This window comes from Cupriavidus sp. IDO (assembly GCF_000812465.1).
GTDB lineage: Bacteria > Pseudomonadota > Gammaproteobacteria > Burkholderiales > Burkholderiaceae > Cupriavidus.
In genome coordinates, this window is the sequence record NZ_JWMA01000022.1 from 89738 (window position 1) to 108193 (window position 18456).

15 protein-coding genes are annotated in these 18456 nt (G+C 66.7%); 7 read left to right on the forward strand and 8 right to left on the reverse strand.

Annotation, left to right across the window (positions count from 1 at the left end; translation table 11 throughout):
- Nucleotides 1-46: 46 nt before the first annotated feature.
- The gene (locus RM96_RS07740) at nt 47-643 is read right to left on the reverse strand and encodes a helix-turn-helix domain-containing protein (protein WP_039009448.1); all 597 of its coding nucleotides are present in this window, start codon (nt 641-643) and stop codon (nt 47-49) included.
- Nucleotides 644-733: 90 nt separating this feature from the next.
- Here RM96_RS07740 and kbl point away from each other — a divergent pair, with 90 nt between their 5' ends.
- Both kbl and RM96_RS07750 read left to right on the forward strand, forming a co-directional pair.
- On the forward strand, nt 734-1933 hold the full coding sequence (gene kbl, locus RM96_RS07745; RefSeq protein WP_039009449.1) for a glycine C-acetyltransferase: 1200 nt from the start codon (nt 734-736) through the stop codon (nt 1931-1933).
- Nucleotides 1933-2901 (forward strand): L-threonine 3-dehydrogenase, encoded by a 969-nt coding sequence (locus RM96_RS07750; RefSeq protein ID WP_039009450.1) that lies wholly within the window; start codon nt 1933-1935, stop codon nt 2899-2901. The genes kbl and RM96_RS07750 overlap by 1 nt, the downstream gene beginning before the upstream one ends.
- A gap of 6 nt (nt 2902-2907) precedes the next feature.
- Here the strand turns inward: RM96_RS07750 and RM96_RS07755 are convergent, their stop codons facing one another.
- The 4 genes from RM96_RS07755 to RM96_RS07770 form a co-directional block, all read right to left on the reverse strand.
- Nucleotides 2908-3444: a hypothetical protein gene (locus RM96_RS07755; RefSeq protein ID WP_063925973.1), complete on the reverse strand. Its 537-nt coding sequence runs from the start codon at nt 3442-3444 to the stop codon at nt 2908-2910.
- Between the two features lie 130 nt (nt 3445-3574).
- A complete protein-coding gene (gene ada, locus RM96_RS07760; RefSeq protein WP_039009451.1) occupies nt 3575-4651 on the reverse strand; it encodes a bifunctional DNA-binding transcriptional regulator/O6-methylguanine-DNA methyltransferase Ada in 1077 nt (358 codons plus the stop codon).
- 131 nt (nt 4652-4782) lie between these two features.
- Nucleotides 4783-5520 (reverse strand): 2OG-Fe(II) oxygenase, encoded by a 738-nt coding sequence (locus tag RM96_RS07765; protein WP_039009452.1) that lies wholly within the window; start codon nt 5518-5520, stop codon nt 4783-4785.
- A gap of 97 nt (nt 5521-5617) precedes the next feature.
- Nucleotides 5618-5956 (reverse strand): hypothetical protein, encoded by a 339-nt coding sequence (locus tag RM96_RS07770; protein ID WP_039009453.1) that lies wholly within the window; start codon nt 5954-5956, stop codon nt 5618-5620.
- Nucleotides 5957-6325: 369 nt separating this feature from the next.
- On the opposite strand from RM96_RS07770, the gene RM96_RS07775 reads away from it, so the two are divergent.
- Together RM96_RS07775 and RM96_RS07780 are read left to right on the forward strand one after the other, a co-directional pair.
- On the forward strand, nt 6326-7813 hold the full coding sequence (locus RM96_RS07775; protein WP_238587144.1) for a PQQ-dependent sugar dehydrogenase: 1488 nt from the start codon (nt 6326-6328) through the stop codon (nt 7811-7813).
- A 193-nt stretch (nt 7814-8006) separates the two neighbouring features.
- Nucleotides 8007-9248 (forward strand): MFS transporter, encoded by a 1242-nt coding sequence (locus RM96_RS07780; protein ID WP_082016452.1) that lies wholly within the window; start codon nt 8007-8009, stop codon nt 9246-9248.
- Between the two features lie 122 nt (nt 9249-9370).
- On the opposite strand, the gene serA is transcribed toward RM96_RS07780, so the two are convergent.
- From serA to RM96_RS07795, 3 genes are all read right to left on the reverse strand, one after another.
- Nucleotides 9371-10621 carry a phosphoglycerate dehydrogenase gene (gene serA, locus RM96_RS07785; protein WP_082016454.1) on the reverse strand — a complete coding sequence of 417 codons (1251 nt, stop codon included), beginning with the start codon at nt 10619-10621 and terminating at the stop codon, nt 9371-9373.
- Nucleotides 10622-10754: 133 nt separating this feature from the next.
- Nucleotides 10755-11270: a hypothetical protein gene (locus RM96_RS07790; RefSeq protein ID WP_039009455.1), complete on the reverse strand. Its 516-nt coding sequence runs from the start codon at nt 11268-11270 to the stop codon at nt 10755-10757.
- 78 nt (nt 11271-11348) lie between these two features.
- The gene (locus RM96_RS07795; protein ID WP_039009477.1) at nt 11349-12080 is read right to left on the reverse strand and encodes an MBL fold metallo-hydrolase; all 732 of its coding nucleotides are present in this window, start codon (nt 12078-12080) and stop codon (nt 11349-11351) included.
- 407 nt (nt 12081-12487) lie between these two features.
- Here RM96_RS07795 and RM96_RS07800 point away from each other — a divergent pair, with 407 nt between their 5' ends.
- The 3 genes from RM96_RS07800 to adeC are packed head-to-tail and all read left to right on the forward strand — an operon-like array spanning nt 12488 to nt 18276.
- On the forward strand, nt 12488-13639 hold the full coding sequence (locus RM96_RS07800) for an efflux RND transporter periplasmic adaptor subunit (protein WP_039009456.1): 1152 nt from the start codon (nt 12488-12490) through the stop codon (nt 13637-13639).
- A 24-nt stretch (nt 13640-13663) separates the two neighbouring features.
- Complete coding sequence (locus tag RM96_RS07805) at nt 13664-16819, forward strand: efflux RND transporter permease subunit (protein ID WP_039009457.1); 3156 nt, start codon at nt 13664-13666, stop codon at nt 16817-16819.
- Nucleotides 16816-18276 (forward strand): AdeC/AdeK/OprM family multidrug efflux complex outer membrane factor, encoded by a 1461-nt coding sequence (gene adeC, locus RM96_RS07810; RefSeq protein WP_039009458.1) that lies wholly within the window; start codon nt 16816-16818, stop codon nt 18274-18276. Before RM96_RS07805 ends, adeC begins: the two co-directional genes overlap by 4 nt.
- Nucleotides 18277-18456: the final 180 nt, after the last annotated feature.

The following is an 18456-nucleotide window of genomic DNA, read 5'->3' on the forward strand; positions in this document are numbered from 1 at the left end:
ACGCGCCGTCCGGTCTGTCCCGGCGGCGCCTCTCCTCTTGTCCGTGTCAGCCCGGATGCACTACAACCAGTAGTGCAGTGGCAGTGGTCTTGCCGCCATTGGAGATCGCATGTGCGACATCGGCCGCATAGCGCGCCGTCTCGCCGTGGCGCAGCTTTTTCTCGTCCGCACCGGCCCGCACCGACATCGACCCGCTCAGCACCGACAGGTGCTCCTGCGTGCCGGCTTCATGCGGCTCGGAGGCCAGCACGCCGCCGGCCTGGATGGTCAGCTCGTACCACTCGAAGCGCCCGGCCAGGTCGATCGGGCCGAGGATGCGCAGGTCGCAGCGGGTATCGGGGCTTTTCAGCGAGGGTGTGGCATGTGGCTGCACGACCGTGATGCCGCCCCCGGCGCGCTCCGCCGGGCCGCCAGCGAGGAAGTCCGTCAGGTTCACGCCCAGCGCATTGGCCAGGCGCCACAGCACGGCGACCGTGGGATTGGCCAGGTTGCGTTCGATCTGGGACAGCATCGATTTCGACACGCCGGCACGGCGAGACAGTTCGTCGAGCGACAGGCGCTGTTGCTGCCGCAGCGCCTGCAGGGCCATGCCAACGGCTGGCGGCCCTTCGGCCTGCGTGGTCTGGGCGAGGACTTGCGTCATGGAGTGATGTTCGTTATATTGCTAGAAACGTTCGATATATAGAACGTGTTCGATTTATCGATCGCATCCTAGCACACCGGGAGTCAAACCATGTCGAGTGCCGAGGCATTCTATGCATCCGTCCGCGCCGAGCTCGAAGGCATCCGCGAGGCGGGGCTGTACAAGAACGAGCGCGTGATTGCCACGCCGCAGGGGGCGCGCGTGCGCACCACCGACGGCCGCGAGGTCATCAACCTGTGCGCCAACAACTACCTCGGCCTGTCGTCGCATCCCCGCGTGATCGAGGCGGCGCACGAGGCGCTGCGCACCCATGGTTTTGGCCTGAGTTCGGTGCGCTTTATCTGCGGCACGCAGGATCTGCACAAGACGCTGGAAGCCCGGCTCTCCGCCTTCCTCGGCACCGAAGACACCATCCTCTACGGCTCGGCGTTCGACGCCAACGGCGGCTTGTTCGAAACGCTGCTCGGGGCGGAAGACGCGATCATCAGCGATGAGCTCAACCACGCCTCGATCATCGACGGCATCCGCCTGAGCAAGGCGCGCCGCTACCGCTACAGGCACAACGACATGGACGACCTGCGCGCGCAGCTGGCGCAGGCGGACTCGGACGGGGTGCGCCACAGGCTGGTGTTCACCGACGGCGTGTTCTCGATGGACGGCACCGTGGCCCGGCTCGACGAGATGCGCACGATCTGCGATGCGCACGGCGCGCTGCTCGGCATCGACGAATGCCACGCAACCGGCTTCCTGGGCGCGCGCGGGCGCGGCACGCACGAGCTGCGCGGCTTGTTCGGCAAGATCGACATCATCACCGGCACGCTCGGCAAGGCGCTGGGCGGCGCCTCGGGCGGCTTTACCAGCGCGCGCAAGGAAGTGGTGGCGCTGCTGCGCCAGCGTTCGCGTCCGTACCTGTTCTCGAATACGGTGGCGCCGGCCATCGTGGGCGCGTCGATCGCGGTGCTCGATCTCCTGGAAGCCAGCACCGAGCTGCGCGACCGGCTGGAACGCAATACGAAATTCTTCCGCGCGGGCCTGGACAAGCTGGGCTTCGACCTCAAGCCGGGCGACCACCCGATCATCCCGATCATGGTCTACGACGCGGAAAAGGCGCAGCAGCTCGCGCAGCGGCTGCTGGAGCTGGGCGTGTACGTGGTGGGCTTCTTCTATCCGGTGGTGCCGAAGGGCCAGGCGCGCATTCGCGTGCAGATGAGCGCCGTGCATGACGAAGCCGCGTTGCAATCCGCGCTCGAGGCATTCGGCCAGGCCGGCCGCGAACTGGGGCTGATCTGATGGCTGACGGCAATCCAAAGATCCTGATCGTCGGCGCCAACGGCCAGATCGGCTCGGAACTCGCGCTGGCCCTCGCCGAGCGCTACGGCCGCACCAATGTGGTCACGTCAGACGTGGTGCCCACCGGCCGCCACGTCCATATCGCCCATGAGATGGTCAACGCGACCGACCGCGGCGAGCTGGCGACCGTGGTCGAGCGCCACGGCATCACGCAGATCTACCTGCTGGCGGCGGCGTTGTCGGCCACCGGCGAGAAGGCGCCGCAGTGGGCGTGGAACCTCAATATGACGGGCCTGCTCAACGTGCTGGAACTGGCGCGCCAGACCGGCATCGAGCGCGTCTTCTGGCCCAGTTCGATTGCGGCCTTCGGCCCGACCACGCCGTCGGAGCAGACGCCGCAGAAGACCGTGATGGAACCCACGACCGTCTACGGCATCTCCAAGCAGGCAGGCGAGGGCTGGTGCCGCTGGTATCACGCCAACCACGGCGTGGATGTGCGCAGCGTGCGCTATCCGGGCCTGATCTCGCACAAGACGCCGCCTGGCGGCGGCACGACCGACTACGCGGTCGACATCTTCCACTCGGCCGTGAAGGGCGAGCCCTACACCTGCTTCCTGAAGGAGGACGAGGCACTGCCGATGATGTATATGCCCGACGCCATCCGCGCGACCATCGAGCTGATGGAAGCCCCGGCCGGCCGGCTGACCGAGCGCGGCAGCTACAACATAGCCGGGATGAGCTTCACGCCGGCGCAGATTGCCGCGGCGATCCGCGAGCAGGTGCCGGGGTTCGATATCCGCTATGAGCCGGACTACCGGCAGGCGATTGCGCAGGGCTGGCCGGACTCGATCGACGATTCGGTGGCCCGTGCCGACTGGGGCTGGAAGGCAGAGTACGGGCTGAAGGAGATGGTGGCGGATATGCTGGCGAACCTGCGCGAGACGCTGCAAGCGCCGGTTTGCCCTTAATGCACGTCATGCATTGCGCCGCTGCGCGGGGTGGGCATGCGCACTGGCCCTGGCTGGTGCAGGCACGGGTTTGCCGGGGGCACGGACGTTTTGCGCGGCCTCCTGCAGGTCCGCGTCCTGCCATGCCTCGCCATTCCAGCGCTGGAAACGTAACCCGGACATCGGAATCGCGGACAACGCGCCAAGCCAGTCAGTCGGGGTCGCGCCCCGGCGCAGGCCGGCCGAGACCATCGCCATAGCCTCGGGGATGTCGATGTCGGCCACGCGCGTGACGTTGGGCCATGGAATCAGTCGCGAGTCAGAAGCCGGCAGCCCGAAGCGGTACAGGCCGTCCGCAAGGGGAAATGCCGCTCGTGCGGCCTGGTGCCGCATCCACGCAGAGCGCGCGGTCGACGGTTCCCACCTCTGTTGCCGCGAGAACCACAGCACGCCGAGCGAGGCGCCGGCATGAGGGGATCGTGTCGGGATCAGCCGGCCGGAATCAGAGATGGCAGATAACCTCGTGCCGACCGTGTAGTGCCAGACGAAGTTGCTTGCAAGCATGATGTTCTCCTGTTCGTGCCCATTCCAGCTTGGGCGCGAATGCTTGCCTGGGCAAGCAGGGTCATGCTGTATTGTGCAATGCGGAATAGTGATGCGCACGGCTCGCCGCTTCCGGGATGCGGACGTGGCATCAGGTCCCGGACGCGAGCGCCGGAACGTGCGCTTCCCGCTCGATCAGCTCGCGCTTGCGCTCCACGCCCCAGCGATAGCCGGACAGGTTGCCGTCGCTGCGCACCACGCGATGGCAGGGGATGGCGACCGCGAGGTGATTGGCCCCGCACGCCTGCGCCACCGCGCGCACGGATTTCGGCGAGCCGATGCGCGCGGCGATCTCGGCATAACTGGCGGTCGTCCCGGGCGGGATTTCGCGCAGGGCCTGCCAGACGCGTTGCTGGAAGGCGGTGCCGCGCACGTCGAGCGGCAGGTCAAGGCCGAGCGATGGCGCCTCGATCAGGCCGACCACGCGCGCAGTCAGTTGCTCGAAGCTGGCATCGCCGCCGATCAGGGTCGCATTGGGGAACTGGTCCTGCAGGTCGCGCGCCAGGGCGTCGGGATCGTCGCCCAGCAGGATCGCGCATACCCCACGGGCGCTCTGGGCCACCAGGATGGCGCCGAGCGAGCACTCGCCAATCGCAAAGCGGATTTCGGTATCCGCGCCGCCGGCCTTGAAGCTGGTGGGCGTCATGCCGAGCAGGTCGTCGGATGCTTCATAGAAGCGGCTGTTCGAGTTGAAGCCGGCATCGTAGATGGCCTCGGTGACGGAGCTGCCCCGCCCGAGCTGCTCGCGCAGGCGCCGGGCGCGGTGCGCGGCGGCGTAGGCGCGCGGGGTCAGGCCGGTCACGGCCTTGAACATGCGGTGGAAATGCCAGGGGCTGACGCCGGCCTCGGCTGCCAGTGTTTCCAACGCAGGCGCTGTCTCGGCGGCTTCGAGGCGGCGGCATGCGGCCGCAACGATCGCCGCGCGGCGCACGGCGGACTGGTCGGCGGCTTCGCGCTTGCTGGGGCGGTAGCCGGCTGCTTCCGCGGCGGCCGCGCTATCGAAGAATTCGACGTTCTCGGGCCGCGGCAGGCGTGACGGGCTGCTGGGCCGGCAGTAGACGCCGGTCGTTTTCACGGCGTAGACGAAGTCGGCATCGGCGCTGGCGTCGCGGGCGACGACCCGGGCCCAGCGCGGGTCGGTGGTGGCAAGGGTGGCTGGCTTTTGCATGATGTCGGTGCGGTGTCCCAGTGCGGGGCGTGCTGGAGGTCGATACCTGCAATGTAGAAGCCTGCCGGGTTTCCTGCACTCCGCGGCTTGCTTTCAAATTCAGTGTGATGTGGGCGGTACAGGTGCCGCTGTCAGGCGGCGTCGTGAAAGATGATGCCAGCCGTCTGCCGGTGCCCGGAGCGCACGCGGCTCACGCCATGCCGCAGGTTCACGCGGTATGGCCCGCGCGTACCCTGCACCGGCCGCTGGCTGACCGCGAAGACGACGGCGTCGCCTTTGCCCAGCGGCACCACCTCGGGACGCGACTGCATGCGCGGGCGCTGTTCGGTCAGCACGAACTCGCCGCCGGTGAAGTCCTGGCCGGGCGCCGAGAGCAGGATCGCAACCTGCAGGGGGAATACATGCTCGCCGTACAGGTCCTGGTGCAGGCAGTTGTAATCGCCCTGGCGATACTCCAGCAGCAACGGGGTGGGGCGCAGTTGACCGGCGTCGTGGCAGCGCGCGATGAAGTCCGCATGGGTGGCCGGGTAGCGCACGTCGATCCCCATCGCCGCATTCCAGCGGTTGGCAACCGGCACCAGGTGCGGATACAGCGCGGTGCGCAGATCCGCAACGAGCGCAGGCAGCGGATAGGCGAAGTACTTATACTCGCCGCGACCGAAACCGTGCCGGGCCATGACCACGCGTGAACGAAAGCGGCGGTCTTGCGCGTAGAGCGCCGCCAGCGCATCGCATTCCGGTGCGCTCAGCATGCCCTCGATGACGGCGCAGCCGTGGTCGTCCAGATCCGTGCCGGCGCGGCGCCAGTCGATGGCATCGATGCGGCGCGCGATCTCTTCCGGATGCTTCGCTCGGGAAACTGCGGGCATGTTGGCTCCTGACGGAAACTGTCGATGCACCGCATATTAAAAGCTCCGCGTGCAGACGCCACTCCGGGGCTTGCGGCCGAATTCGGCGGTCCGCCAGCTATTGATAGGTAATCACAAGCACATACGCGGTCGGGCTGCTGCGGTGCTCGCTGCCCCCATTCCGGAACAGCGGTTCGGCATCGAGCTCGGCCAGTCCGATGCGCGTATGCCTGGGCATGCTGCCGCGCGCAAGCCGGACCGGCGTCGTGATCGTCTTGCCGGACGCTGTCATGCAACTCGCCGCCAGCCCTTCAAGGGTGGGTTCAAAATCGCAGGAGGGATCGGTGATGGCCCCGTGGAACGTGATGGTGCCAGTCTGCGCGCTGGCCACCCCTGTCACGCATGCCATCACGATCATCGGCCGTTTCAGCCAGTTCGCCAGCCTTGCCATTTCCATAATCACTCCAGAACGATCCGGGGCGAAAGCCTCGTCAACGCCACGCCAACGCATCTTTGCGCCGATGCCGGCTCCACGCGCAGAAGGCTGGTCAACGCCGATGCAACTGCGTCCCCGGCAAACGCCGTCACAGACGGGATAGCGGCCTGGAGCCGGCATTCTTTAGGGCGCTGCCAGGAGGCCCGGTGTATTCAGTGGTGCCCTGGACCGCATTCTGAATTTTCCGACCACCACGGGTGAAATGTGCGTGTCGTGCAATGCCTGCGGTGTGCCGGGTTCGTGGTGGCTTGGTATGGCTTCCCGCTGCAGCTAATCTTTAGGGAACCACGGCGCGACAGGCCGGGTCGGTGTGAAGCAGAGGAGGGCGGAATGATGGCGACTGCAAGACTATATGCCCGGCGCTTCCTCATGCTCTTGCTCGCGCTCGTCCTGGTGGCGTGCGGGGGCAGTTCCGAGGTGTCGGTCAGCTCAGGTTCAGGTCCAGGTACAGGTACGGGTACGCCGGGGCGGGGAGCCATTGCGGTCTCGATATCCGGGCTTCCGCAAGGCACTGGCGGCGACCTGACCGTGACCGGTCCGAACGGATTCCGGCAGCGCGTGGCAACATCGACCACGCTGACCGGCCTGGTGCCGGGGACCTACACCGTCGTGGCCGGGAACGTGTTGACTGGCAGCACCACGCTCTCCCCGCAGCCGGTTACCCAGCAGGTGGCGGTCGGAAGCGGTACATCATCCGTGGCGGTCACCTACAGCGCCACGGCGGCCTTTGCACTGGCCCTGCGTGAAGTCGTGACCGGTCTGGCGGCGCCTGTGCACCTGACCGCGCCGCCCAACGACAGCCGCCTGTTCGTGGTGGAGCGTGCCGGGCGCGTGCGCATCGTACAGAACGGCACGCTGTTGCCGACGCCGTTCCTGGACATTTCCGCACTGACCACGACGGACGGCGAGCGCGGGCTGTTGTCGATGGCGTTCGACCCGGGCTATGCCGCTAACGGCCGCTTCTACCTCTATTACACCAACCTCGGCGGGAATATCGTGATCGCGCGCTACCAGGTGTCGGCCGCCGATCCCAACCTGGCCGGCACGACGGGCGCCATCGTGCTGACGATTCCGCATCCGGATTTCAACAACCACAATGGCGGGCTGCTGGCCTTTGGCCCCGATGGCATGCTCTATCTCGGCGTCGGAGACGGCGGCGGCGAAGGCGATCCGTCCGGCCACGCGCAGGATCCGGGGACCTTGCTCGGCAAGCTGCTGCGGATCAATGTCAGCAACAGCGGCGCCCAGCCCTACGCGATTCCGCCCGACAACCCCTTCGTCGGCCAGGCGGGCCGCCGCGGCGAGATCTGGGCGACGGGGCTGCGCAACCCGTGGCGCTTTGCCTTCGACCCGCCCGCCGGGAATCTGTATATCGCCGATGTCGGCCAGGATCAGCGCGAGGAGATCGACGTCGAGCCCGCTGCCAGCGGCGGGCTCAACTACGGCTGGAACGTGACCGAAGGCACCCTGTGCTTCCTGGCGGCGTCCTGCAATACGCAGGGCCTTACGCTGCCGCAACTGGAATACGACCACGGCCCCTCAGGCGGATGCGCCGTGATCGGCGGCTACGTCTACCGCGGCAATGCCATGCCTGCCTTGCTGGGGCGCTACCTGTACTCGGATCTCTGCAGCGGGTGGCTGCGCAGCTTCGCGTTCCGGGACGGCGTGACCGAGAAGCTGGACTGGGGCATTGCCGCTCCCGGCAGCGTGCTGTCGTTCGGCATGGACGGGCAGGGCGAGCTCTATCTGCTGGCGGACACCTTCGCTTCCGGCACGAGCGGGAAAGTTTTCCGCATCGTGGATCGCAACGCGCCGTAGCGCCACGCGAACGGCCGCGCCGCGCAAGCGGTGCCCGACGCATATTGCGGAATTGCTGCAGAATGTCGGCTTCCGGCGCTTGGCCGGACCCTGGATGCCCCGTATCAGGTGACTGGCGCGCCGCAAGCCAGCCCGGCATCCCGGGAGCTCAAACACATAAAACCCCCGCGATCTCACTCTCCCTGGCTTTCCTATGGCAGTTCCTGACGGCATTGATACAGATACAAACGCTCCTTCCTCCCACCTGACCGCAACCGAAAGTGACGATCCCTCGTCAAGCCGGCGGGCCTTGCTCGCGCTGGGCGTGGGCGGATTCGGCATCGGCACCGGCGAATTCGTCATCATGGGCTTGCTGCCAGACGCCGCGCGCGACCTGGCCATCTCGATTCCCGAAGCCGGCCACCTGATCAGCGCTTATGCGCTCGGCGTGGTCATCGGCGCGCCGCTGCTGGCCGTGCTGGGCGCGCGCTGGCCGCGGCGCAGCCTCCTGATCGCGCTGATGGCGGCCTTTACGGTGGGCAACTTTGCCAGCGCGCTGGCACCGGCGTATGGCTCGATGCTGGTGGCACGGTTGCTGACCGGCTTTCCGCACGGTACGTACTTCGGCGTGGCGGCGCTGGTGGCCGCCAGCCTGGTGGCGCGCGAGCGCCGCGCTCACGCGGTGGCGCTGGTCATGCTGGGCCTGACCACGGCCACGCTGATCGGCGTGCCAATTGCCGCGGCCATCGGCCAGTGGCTGGGCTGGCGCGCCGCGTTTGCGCTGGTGGGCGTCATCGGCGCGCTGACGGCGCTACTGGTCTGGCGCTGGGTGCCGTTCGTGCCCGCCGACCGCCATGCCAGCCCGCTGCGCGAGCTGGGCGCCTTCGCGCGCAAGCAGGTCTGGATGACGCTGGGCATCGGCGCGATCGGGTTTGGCGGCATGTTCGCGGTATTCAGCTATATCAAGCCGACCATGCTGGAACTGGCGAATCTGCCGGAAAGCTGCATCCCGTTCGTGCTAGCGCTGTTCGGCATGGGCATGGTCGCCGGCAACCTGATCGGCGCGAAGCTGGCTGATCGCGCGCTGATGCCCACCATCGGCGGCGTGCTGGCCTGGTCGGCGCTGGTGCTGGGGATGTTCGTGTTCACCGCATCCAACCTGTGGCTGGCATCCGTCAATGTGCTGCTGATCGGTACCGTGGTGGCACTGGGGCCGGCGCTGCAGATCCGCCTGATGGATGTGGCTGGCGACGCCCAGACGCTTGCCGCGGCGCTCAATCACTCGGCGTTCAATATGGCCAATGCGCTGGGAGCGTGGCTGGGCGGCGTCACCATTGCCGCCGGACTCGGCTGGGCTTCAACGGGTTGGGTCGGGATGCTGCTGGCGATGGGTGGGCTGGCGGTGTTTGCCTTGTCGGTCATGAGTTTGCCGCGACGGGAGGCTGTGGTGGCATGAGGCCCCCGATCACGGAGCCACTCCGCTCTCACGAGGTTGGGAGGACAGCGAGTCGCCGGCTACGCCGGCGAAACAGCCACGCCTCCGAGAGCCAATATCCCGCAATCCAGCGATAAACCTTCCTATTTCAACACCACCCGCGACCGCACAAATCCAGTATGTGCCCGCAGCGCGGCAACCAGTCCTTCGGAAGGCGCGCGATCCAGATCGGTGACCACGTAACCCGTGCTGCCCCGCGTCTGCAGATGCTGCCCGTTGATATTGACGCCATCCTGCGCCAGCAGCGTGTTCAGCGCCGCCAGTGCGCCCGGCGCGTTGTTGTGGACGTTGAGCAGCCGGGCAGGCGCCAGCAGCGGCCCCGGATCGACTTCGGGGAAATTTACCGCGCCAACGGTGCCGCCCGTGTTCAGGAAGTTAACCAGCTTGGCGGCCACTTCCGTGCCGATGTTCTCTTGCGCCTCTTCCGTGCTGCCGCCGACGTGCGGCGTCAGCAGGACGTTGGGCAGGTTCTGGAGTTCGCTGACGAACGGATCGTGGTTGGTCTTCGGCTCTTCCGGGAACACGTCGATGGCCGCGCCGCCAAGGCGCTTCTCGCGCAGCGCCGCGGCCAGCGCGGGGATGTCCACGACCGATCCGCGCGAGGCATTGATCAGGATCGCGCCCGGCCTGAACGACGCCAGCACGCCGGCATCGATCATATTGCGCGTGCGCGGGGTGGCCGGAACGTGCAGCGTGACCACGTCGGCATGCGCTACCGCTTCTTCCAGCGAGCCCGCGGCGCGCGCGGAGCCGTGCGAGAGCCTGGCGAGCACGTCGTAGTAGACCACCCGCATGCCCATCGATTCGGCCAGCACGCCCACCTGCGAGCCGATATTGCCGTAGCCGACGATGGCGATGGTCTTGCCGCGCGCCTCGAACGAGCCGCTGGCGCCCTTGGCCCATTTGCCGGCATGCGCGAGCGCGTTCTTCTCGGGAATCCGGCGCAGCAGCATCACGGCTTCAGAGACCACCAGCTCGGCAACCGATCGGGTATTCGAGAACGGTGCGTTGAAGACCGGAATGCCCGCCGCGGTGGCTGCTTCCAAATCAACCTGCGAGGTGCCGATGCAGAAGCAGCCGATCGACAGCAGCTCCGGCGCGCTGCGGATATCGTCCGCGCGCAGGTGCGTGGCGGAGCGGATGCCGATCAGGTCGTGGCTGGCCAGGACTTCGCGCAGTTCGGTGCCGGCCAGTGCGCCGGTGCGGCGCTCGACCTTGAGGCCGGCTTCGTCCAGCCGGGTGGTGGCGCTTTGATGGATGTTCTCGAGCAGGATTGCAGTGGTCACGTCATCTTCCCGTGTGAGGCGTGACGGCGGCACGATGCACGCCGTCATGCGGTCGGCGCATGGTCCGACAGCCACGATCATTCTCTGCCAAAAAGCGGGAAATCTCAGGGAGCCCCTTCGGGCGACGCTGGAACCCGGCGGCCGGCCTGGTGCGCGGCCGGACGGGAAGGCTGCGAAGCGGTCAGCGTGACCTGCCGCGGCGGTCGCCGCCAAGCGCGTCGACGATGATCATGGTCTGCTGCAGCACGCCCTGGTCGTCGAAGTAGCAACTGAAATGCGCGGTCTGGTAGCCATCCTTGTACATGCGGTAGGACCAGGCTTCGCGTTTCATCAGCGCGTAATACTGGACGGGTTCCTTCGGCTTGCCGAAGCGCTCCTCGATATCGCGCTTGGTCCAGGCGCCGACTTTGGCCTGGTAGATCTCGTTCTCCGTCAGCATCTGGCGGTAGTTGCTGAGCTTGCCGGCTGCGTCGAAGTCCGCCGCGTAGACCTCATGGCCGAGTGGTTGCCTGGAATAGATCCACCGCCTGGTTCCGCCGGCCAGCTGGTAGACCTCGGTGGGAGTGCCGAAAGTGCTTCTTACGACGCCCTCGTCGCTCCCGATCAGCTTCTGTCCCGCCTGCTCGGGCTGCAGGCTGGCGCAGGCACTGAGCGCAACCGCGGCCGCGCACAACAACCTGCCCAAACGAATTTGCATGTCGGTTCTCTCCTGCGCCGGAACATGGTGGCGCACGCGAGTATTTTGATCCGAAATCTCCCGGCGTCGGACACTGCCCTAGCGTTTCAGCGAAGCCGCCAGCTCGCGCAGCAATCCCGCGCCATCGCCACGCCAGGTGCTGCCGTGCATGCAGGCCAGCGTGGTCGGCTGCAGTCCTGCCAGCCGTTGGAGCATCTGGTCGCCATCGCGGGTGTGGGAGTAGTAGTCCATCTGCCGGCGGAACGCTTCGCTGGGGCCGAGGATGTCCGATTCGGTCATCGCCGGAAGGTCGGCGCCGCCCTGGGTGAGCAGGTCGCCGCAGAGCAGCGTATGGGTGTGTTCCTCCATCAGGAGCCCGCATTCCCAGGCATGCGGCAGATGCGGCGTTGCCAGCCAGCGTACGGTGTGCCGGCCAAGCGCGACCGCTTCGCCGTCGTCCAGCGCGCGCGGCGGCCGGTCGGCGATATCCTCGACCGAGACCATCGCGGCAATCGCACCGCACAACGGCGCCGACCGCGGCGCTGCCGCCAGCCACTCGTTGAGCGAGCCGCACTCGTCGGCCTCGAAGTGGGAGAAGGAGATATGCCGCAGCCGCGCGGGGTCGATCACGCTGGCCACGGCCTCATGCACCAGCGCGAACATCTTGCGGGGCCCGGTATGGAAGAGCAGGGGCTCGTCGTCGACGATCAGGTACTGGTTGAAGGAGAAACCGACTGCGCCGCCGGCGATCCTGACCGGCGTATTGATACGGTAGATCCCGTCCGCGATTTCATGCACGTTGGTGCCGGACTGCTGGTTGGTCACGGTCATGACGCTCCCCCTGGTGCGCGCTGGCGGGCCGGCCCGCGGCCGGCGCAGCACCATCCACTTTAGGCGATAGCGCGGCCGTCCACCGGAATTCCGCAGCAGGTTCTCATGCCGCTCTCGCCACCCATGAACCCGACGTGATTCAAACCTATAATCGCCCGGAGAAGCCCCCGACAAGAAGGCTACTTTCCCGGGGGCCGGCGCGCTGCGGGCCTTGCGATGCAAGCGCATGAAGCGTCCGGCCGGCGCAGAAGTTGCTGATGCCGCACTCCATGTCCGGGAGTCTTGCCGGACCGCGCTCGCGGCCCGGTCTGGCAGCAATGAGGTGGCAAGGCACGAAGGCGTGGGCGCCTGCGTGTTGCCGGGGTCGTGCGTTCGTTTGATGCGGTTCGTTCCTTCAGGAAGTCGCTATGCAACCATCGTGCGCCAGGCGGGCTTCGATACCCGGCTTGTTCGGTCTTGCCGTCATGCTGCTGGCCGCCTGCGGCGGCGAGAAGAAGGCCGCCGCACCGCCACCGCCGCAGGTTGGGGTGGTGACGCTCAAGAGCGAGTCGGTGCCCCTGAATACCGAACTGCCGGGGCGGACCGCGGCCTACCGCATTGCCGAAGTGCGGCCGCAGGTTGACGGGATCATCCTCAAGCGGTTGTTCGTGGAAGGCAGCGACGTCAAGCAAGGCCAGCAGCTCTACCTGATCGACCCCGCCACCTACGAGGCCACCTACAAGAGCGCCGAGGCCACGCTGGAATCCACCCGCCTGCTTGCCCAGCGCTACGGCAGGCTGGTAGCCGACGAGGCGGTCAGTAAGCAGCAGTATGACGAGGCCCGCGCGGCCTGGCTGCAGGCGCAGGCGGCGGTGGACCGGGCGCAGATCAACCTGCGCTATACGAAGGTGCTGTCGCCACTGTCCGGGCGCATCGGGCGCTCCAATGTCACCGAGGGCGCGCTGGCCACCAACGGGCAGGCCACGGCGCTGGCAACGGTCCAGCAGATCGATCCGATCTATGTCGATGTGACCCAGCCCTCCACCGCCTTGCTGCGCCTGCGCCGGGAGCTGGCCAACGGGCAACTGGTAAGCGCCGGCGCCAACGCGGCAAAGGTCACGCTGGTGCTGGAGGACGGCACCCAGTATGGCGAGCCTGGCCGGCTCGAATTCTCGGAAGTTGCCGTGGACCCTGGCACGGGCTCCGTCACGCTGCGCGCCATGTTCCCGAACCCGAAGCATGAGCTGTTGCCCGGCATGTTCGTCCACGCGCGGCTGCAGGAAGCCGTCCGGGCGGACGCCATCCTGGCGCCCCAGACCGGCGTGACCCGCGACCTGAAGGGCCAGGCGACGGCTCTGGTAGTCAATCCGAACGATGAAGTCGAGTTGCGCATCGTCAAGACCGACCGCGTGGTCGGCGACAAGTGGCTGGTGACCGAGGGCCTGAAGGCCGGCGACCGGGTGATTGTCGACGGGCTCCAGTTCGTGAAGCCCGGTGCCAAGGTCAAGGCCGTGCCGGCCGGCACGGCACCCGCAGGCGCGGCGTCCGCGCCTGCTGCCCAGCCGGCAGCCAAGTCCTGACGCCGCGGCCAGCGAGGATTCGCCATGTCCAATTTCTTTATCGATCGCCCCATCTTCGCGTGGGTGATCGCGCTGGTCATCATGTTGGCGGGCGTCCTGTCGATCCGCGCGCTGCCGATCAACCAGTATCCGGCGATCGCGCCGCCGACCATCGCCATTTCCGTGACCTATCCGGGCGCATCGGCCTCGACGGTGCAGGACACGGTGGTGCAGGTGATCGAGCAGCAGCTCAACGGGCTTGACGGCCTGCGCTACATCTCGTCGGAGAGCAATTCCGACGGCAGCATGACCATCACGGTGACGTTCGAGCAGGGCACCAACCCTGACATCGCGCAGGTGCAGGTGCAGAACAAGCTGCAGCTCGCGACGCCGCTGTTGCCACAGGAAGTCCAGCAGCAGGGCATCCGCGTGACCAAGTCGGTGCGCAACTTCCTGGTCATTGTCGGGCTGATTTCGAAAGACAAGAACATGACGCGGGAGGACCTTTCCAACTACATCGTCTCCAACATCCAGGACCCGCTGTCGCGCACGCCCGGCGTGGGGGATTTCCAGGTGTTCGGCTCGCAGTACGCCATGCGGGTCTGGCTGGATCCGGCCAGGCTCAATAGCTATCAGCTGGCGCCGCTGGACGTCAGCACCGCCATCAAGGCACAGAACGTGCAGGTGGCGTCGGGCCAGCTCGGCGGCCTGCCCGCGGTGCAGGGGCAGCAACTGAACGCCACGGTGATCGGCAAGACCCGTCTGCAGACCGCCGAGCAGTTCGGCAACATCCTGCTCAAGGTGAACGCGGACGGCTCGCAGGTGCGGCTCAAGGACGTGGCCGACGTGACGCTGGGTGGGCAGGATTACACCATCAACGCCCAGTACAACGGCCGCCCGGCATCCGGGATTGCGATCCGGCTGGCCATCGGCGCCAATGCGCTCGATACCGTCCGGAACATCCGCAAGACGCTGGACCATCTGGAGCCGTTCTTCCCGCCGGGCATGGAGTCTGTGTTCCCGTACGACACCACGCCGGTGATCGCCGGCTCCATCAAGGAGGTGGTGAAGACGCTGATGGAAGCCATCGCGCTGGTGTTCCTGGTGATGTACCTGTTCCTGCAGAACTTCCGCGCCACCCTGATCCCGACCATTGCGGTGCCGGTGGTGCTGCTGGGTACTTTCGGGGTGCTGGCGGCGTTCGGCTATTCGATCAACACGCTGACCATGTTCGGCATGGTGCTTGCCATCGGGCTGCTGGTGGACGATGCCATCGTGGTGGTGGAAAACGTCGAGCGCGTGATGGCCGAAGACGGGTCGTCGCCGAAGGAGGCGGCACGCAAGTCGATGGGCCAGATCCAGGGCGCGCTGGTGGGCATTGCGACGGTGCTGTCCGCGGTGTTCCTGCCAATGGCGTTTTTCGGCGGCTCCACCGGCGTGATCTACCGGCAGTTCTCCATCACTATCGTCTCGGCAATGGTGTTGTCGGTGCTGGTGGCGCTGATCCTGACGCCGGCGCTGTGCGCGACCATGCTGCAACCGATCGAAAAGGGCGACCACGGCGAGCACAAGGGCGGGTTTTACGGCTGGTTCAACCGCGGCTTTATCGCGACCACGCGCAATTATGAAGGCGGCGTGAAGCGCATCCTCAGGCGCCGCCTGCCGTTCCTGCTGGCTTACCTGGCGATCGTGGTGCTGATGGGCTGGCTGTTCACCAGGATCCCGACCTCCTTCTTGCCGGAAGAAGACCAGGGTGTGCTGTTCGCACAGGTGCAGACCCCGCCTGGCGCAACCGCGGAGCGCACGCAGAAGGTGCTGACCCAGATGCGGGAGTACCTGCTGAACGACGAGCGCGGGGTGGTGAGTTCGCTCTTCACGGTCAGCGGGTTCAACTTTGCCGGGCGGGGACAGAGTTCGGGCTTTGCCTTCATCCTGCTCAAGCCATGGGAGGAGCGCACGGGCGATGACACCAGCGTGTTCGGGCTTGCCGACCGCGCGCAGAAGAAATTCCGCACGTTCCGCGATTCGCTCGCCTTCGCCTTTGCGCCGCCTGCCGTGCAGGAGCTGGGCAATGCCACCGGCTTCGACTTCTACATGCAGGACCAGGCCGGCCTGGGGCACCAGGCGCTGATGGGCGCGCGCGACAAGTTCCTGCAGCTTGCATCGAAGAGTCCCGTGCTGCAGCGCGTGCGTCCCAACGGGCTGAACGACGAGCCGCAGTACGTGCTGGAAATCGATGACGAGAAGGCGCAGGCGCTGGGCGTGTCGCCTGCCGACATCAACAGCACCGTCGCGATTGCGTGGGGTTCCAACTACGTCAACGACTTCATCGACCGCGGCCGCGTCAAGCGCGTGTACCTGCAAGGGCGCCCCAATGCACGGATGAATCCGGAAGACCTGGGAAAATGGTTCCTGCGCAACGACAAGGGCGCGATGGTGCCGTTCTCGGCGTTTGCCACAGGCCAGTGGAGCTTCGGCTCGCCCAAGCTGCAGCGCTACAACGGCGTGGCTGCCGTGGAAATCCTGGGCGAACCTGCGGCGGGCCGCAGTTCCGGTGAAGCCATGAAGGCCATCGAGGAGATCATGAAGCAGATGCCGCCCGGCATCGGCTATTCGTGGACGGGCCTGTCCTTCGAAGAGCGCCTGTCCGGCTCGCAGGCGCCGGCGTTGTACGCATTGTCGCTGCTGGTGGTGTTCCTGTGCCTGGCGGCGCTCTATGAGAGTTGGTCGATTCCGTTCTCGGTAATGCTGGTGGTGCCGCTGGGCGTGATCGGCGCGCTGCTGGCAACGCTGGCGCGCAGCCTGTCCAACGATGTGTTCTTCCAGGTCGGCCTGCTGACCACGGTGGGCCTGTCGGCCAAGAACGCCATCCTGATCGTGGAGTTCGCCAAGGCGCTCCACGAGCAGGGCAAGAGCCTGGTGGAGTCGGCCGTGGAAGCCTGCCGCATGCGGCTGCGTCCGATCGTGATGACCTCGCTGGCGTTCATGCTCGGCGTGTTTCCGCTGGCGGTGTCGACCGGCGCGGGCGCGGGCAGCCAGCATGCGATCGGCACCGGCGTGATCGGCGGCATGATCACTGCCACCGTGCTGGCCATCTTCTGGGTGCCGCTGTTCTTCGTGGCGGTCAGTGCGCTGTTCAAGAAAAGCAAGGACAAGCCCAAGGAGGACGACGCATCCGTCGAAAAGGGGGCGCTGCCATGAGAGCGACGGTCCTCTGCCTTGCCACCGCCATGCTGGCCGGCTGCAGCCTGATCCCGGCATACCACCGTCCGGCGGCGCCGGTCGATTCTGCCTATCCGCAAGGCCCCGCCTATCCGCCTGCCGGCACCGCCGAAACGCAGGCGCCGCCCGCGGCCGAAGTCGGCTGGCGCGACTTCTTTGCCGATCCCCGCCTGCAGCGGCTGATCGAACTCGCGCTTGAGAACAACCGCGACCTGCGCGTGGCGGTGCTCAACATGGAGGCCTTCCGCGCGCAGTACCAGATCCAGCGCGCGGAGCTGTTCCCCCAGGTCGGCGTGACCGCGCAGGCCGCGCGGCAACGGATTCCTGCCGACCTGTCCACCACCAGGCAGCCCATCATTGGCAGCCAGTACGGCATTGCGCTGGGTGTCACGGAGTGGGAAATCGATTTGTTCGGCCGCGTGCGCAGCCTGAGCGAGGCCGCGCTCGAGCAATATTTTTCGAGCGAGGAAACCCGGCGCAGCGCGCATATCGCGCTGGTGGCCAACGTGGCCAATGCCTACCTGACCCTGCGCGCGGACGAGGCGCTGCTGGACCTGACGCAGAGCACGCTCGTTGCGTATGAACGCAGCTACAAGCTGACGCGGCGCAGTTACGAGGAAGGCATCGCTTCGCGGCTCGACCTGCGACAATCGCAGACCGCCGTCGAGAATGCGCGGGCCAGCCTGGCGCGCTATACGCGGCTGGTGGCGCAGGACGCCAATGCACTCACGCTGCTGATCGGCACCAGCCTGCCGCCGGATCTGCCGCCAGGCCTGGAGCTGGACCAGAAACTGCTTGCCGATGTACCGGCCGGCCTGCCGTCCGACCTGCTGCAGAACCGGCCGGATATCCTCGCGGCCGAACACCAGCTCAGGTCGGCCAATGCCAGCATCGGTGCCGCGCGCGCGGCCTTCTTCCCGAGCATCAGGCTGACCGCCAGCGCCGGCACCGCCAGCAGCCAGCTCTCGGGGCTGTTCAAGGCGGGCTCCGGCACGTGGCTGTTCGAGCCGAGCATCAACCTGCCGATCTTTACCGCGGGGAGCCTGCGCGCCAGCCTGGACTTCGCGAAGATCCAGAAGGACATCAACATCGCGCGGTACGAGCGGACCATCCAGACCGCGTTCCGCGAAGTGGCCGACGGGCTCGCGGCGCGCGGCACCTTCATGGACCAGATCCAGGCCGAGCAGCGCTTCGTCGAGGCCACCGAAGACGCCTACCGGCTGGCTGACGAGCGCTACCGCACCGGCGTGGACAACTACCTGGCGGTGCTCGACGCGCAGCGCTCGCTATACAACGCGCAGCAGGTCCTGATCACCAGCCGGCTGAACCAGCTGAGCGCCGAGGTGAGCCTGTTCACGGCGCTTGGTGGCGGATGGAATGACGTGACCGGGGCCGCAGCGGGCAGTGCCGAACGCCAGCCAGCGCCGGCATCCTAGCGCCTGGTCATGGCATATCGGTGATGAGTGTTGCCCTTGCTTTCTTTTGGGGCTTCGCCTCCAGACGACCTCTTCATCAAATATCCGCACTCTCCCTCAGCCGCCCCGCCGATGGCGCGCCGCCAGCTTGTGCGTGAGCGCCACCAGTGCCGCCAGCGGCGGGGTGGCGCCCTCGGCGGC

Excerpts from the sequence above, each read along its gene's own strand:
- RM96_RS07775 (WP_238587144.1), top strand. The coding sequence starts at position 6,326 with ATGATGGCGACTGCAAGACTATATGCCCGGCGCTTCCTCATGCTCTTG.
- RM96_RS07765 (WP_039009452.1), bottom strand. The coding sequence starts at position 5,520 with ATGCCCGCAGTTTCCCGAGCGAAGCATCCGGAAGAGATCGCGCGCCGC.
- RM96_RS07755 (WP_063925973.1), bottom strand. The coding sequence starts at position 3,444 with ATGCTTGCAAGCAACTTCGTCTGGCACTACACGGTCGGCACGAGGTTA.
- serA (WP_082016454.1), bottom strand. The coding sequence starts at position 10,621 with ATGACGGCGTGCATCGTGCCGCCGTCACGCCTCACACGGGAAGATGAC.
- RM96_RS07740 (WP_039009448.1), bottom strand. The coding sequence starts at position 643 with ATGACGCAAGTCCTCGCCCAGACCACGCAGGCCGAAGGGCCGCCAGCC.
- RM96_RS07750 (WP_039009450.1), top strand. The coding sequence starts at position 1,933 with ATGGCTGACGGCAATCCAAAGATCCTGATCGTCGGCGCCAACGGCCAG.
- RM96_RS07800 (WP_039009456.1), top strand. The coding sequence starts at position 12,488 with ATGCAACCATCGTGCGCCAGGCGGGCTTCGATACCCGGCTTGTTCGGT.
- adeC (WP_039009458.1), top strand. The coding sequence starts at position 16,816 with ATGAGAGCGACGGTCCTCTGCCTTGCCACCGCCATGCTGGCCGGCTGC.
- ada (WP_039009451.1), bottom strand. The coding sequence starts at position 4,651 with ATGCAAAAGCCAGCCACCCTTGCCACCACCGACCCGCGCTGGGCCCGG.
- RM96_RS07795 (WP_039009477.1), bottom strand. The coding sequence starts at position 12,080 with ATGACCGTGACCAACCAGCAGTCCGGCACCAACGTGCATGAAATCGCG.
- RM96_RS07780 (WP_082016452.1), top strand. The coding sequence starts at position 8,007 with ATGGCAGTTCCTGACGGCATTGATACAGATACAAACGCTCCTTCCTCC.
- RM96_RS07790 (WP_039009455.1), bottom strand. The coding sequence starts at position 11,270 with ATGCAAATTCGTTTGGGCAGGTTGTTGTGCGCGGCCGCGGTTGCGCTC.
- kbl (WP_039009449.1), top strand. The coding sequence starts at position 734 with ATGTCGAGTGCCGAGGCATTCTATGCATCCGTCCGCGCCGAGCTCGAA.
- RM96_RS07770 (WP_039009453.1), bottom strand. The coding sequence starts at position 5,956 with ATGGAAATGGCAAGGCTGGCGAACTGGCTGAAACGGCCGATGATCGTG.
- RM96_RS07805 (WP_039009457.1), top strand. The coding sequence starts at position 13,664 with ATGTCCAATTTCTTTATCGATCGCCCCATCTTCGCGTGGGTGATCGCG.